The 1,667-nt window shown below is 71.3% G+C and carries 2 protein-coding genes; both read left to right on the forward strand.

Annotation, left to right across the window (positions count from 1 at the left end; translation table 11 throughout):
* A partial coding sequence (locus ACY5KJ_RS18505) for a serine/threonine protein kinase (protein ID WP_462203955.1) occupies positions 1 to 572 on the forward strand: 572 nt, incomplete at its 5' end.
* A gap of 8 nt (positions 573 to 580) precedes the next feature.
* The coding region (locus ACY5KJ_RS18510) for a protein kinase domain-containing protein (RefSeq protein WP_462203956.1) at positions 581 to 1,667 on the forward strand (1,087 nt) is incomplete at its 3' end.

A 1,667-nucleotide genomic window follows, 5' to 3' on the forward strand; every position in this document is an offset into this window, starting at 1 on the left:
ACTTCATTACGTCCCCAGAGGGCGCCGGCGAGTTCGTGAAGGTTTCCCCCCGACGGGTGGCGGCACCGGTTCCATTCGAGTTTGCCCGGGTGCTACTGCCGCTGACGCGTGGGGTGGGCGGCTTCAAGGTGTACGCGCCGCAACACGAGTATGTCGACCGGCGCATGGTCGCCGCCGACGACGGTGAGCTGACCCGCCAGGTCTTCCCGCTCGACGAGACGGCCAAGTACTTCCTGATCCTCGTGGCGTTGTGCGAGCCGCGGCTACGGGACTCCTCGGTCGTCGCCATTCCCACGCTCGACCAGGTGATCGACAGGTTGCGCCCGCTGCCGGGCTGCGCCAGCCTCACCCGGTCCGCCGTGAACTTTCACATCAATTACCTCGTCGAGAACAAGCTGCGGGTCAAGCCGGCGGACACGGCGGAAGGGGACCGGTTCGCGGCCCGGCGGGAATCGCTCGTGACGGTGGCGCTGCGCTTCAATGTGACCCGGGAGGAGCATCTGGCGCTGCTTCCGTCCCCGCGTCCCGACGGCCGGCCCGGTAATGATGGGCAGCGCAGCGGGCGGCGCTGACCATGCCGGTGCCGATCACAGTGGAGTGGTCAGAACGCACCCCGTCCGCAGTCGTTCCGCGCGGCTACCGGGTCGGCCCCTTCACGGTCACAGACAAGATCGCGGCTGGTAGCTGGGGCACGGTCTACGGCGGGTACCGAGCCGACCGGGACGGGCTATCCGGGCGCAGGCCGGGCGAGAGCAGGCCACGCCAGGCCGGCGCCGAGGTTGCGTTGAAGTTCCTGCCGGTTGCCGGGCTGTCTCCCCGGGAGCGCGCGGAGCTGCGGGCCGGTGCGCTGCGCGAGGCGGCGTTGGTCCGGATCCCCGCCCACCCCCGGCTGATCCGCGCGCTCGCCGTCCTGGCCGTCGACGATCCCGACCGACCCGACCTGCATGGCGCGGTGGTGCTGGCCGTGGAGCGGGCCACCGGCAATCTGGTCGACCTGCTCTACACCACGGCACCCCTCTGTTCCACAGCACCCCTCTGCCCCACGACACCCGACGCGTCGTCGGGCCCCCCGCTGGCGGACCGGGTCCGCATCCTCGTCGAGGTGTGCGAGGGCCTGGCCCACATGCACGCGAACAGCTGGGTCCACGGCGACCTTAAACCCAGCAATGTGCTCATCATGCCGGATGGTTCGGCCCGGCTGGCGGACTTCGGTTTGGCGGTCGAGATCGACGGTACGCACGGCCGCGCGCCGCGCCTGGCCTCGCCCGACCACACCCCGCCGGAATGGTGGAGCGAGCGCATCACGGAGGCCGGGGTCCCGATCCGCATGACCCGGGATGTGTGGGCCTTCGGCGTGCTCGCTCACCAACTGCTGACCGGCACCCACCCCTTCCCCGGGCAGACCAGCCGGTCCCGCTCCGAGGCCGCCCTCACCTATGCGGCGGGTCGCACACCCCTGCGGCTGGCGGAGACGCTGCCCGACGGCTGGCGGGAAGTGATCCGCGACTGTCTGGCTCCGACCCATCAGGCCCGCGCCGCACACCCAATCGACACCGTCCTTCGCCGCGCCCGCGCCCTCCAGCGCGACGGTGACGCGATCACGACCCCGACACGCGACCTGCGCGTGCCCCGGCCGGGACCGGACAGCCCGGTCGCGCCTCCGACAC

It is taken from the genome of Frankia sp. CcWB3, assembly GCF_977927595.1.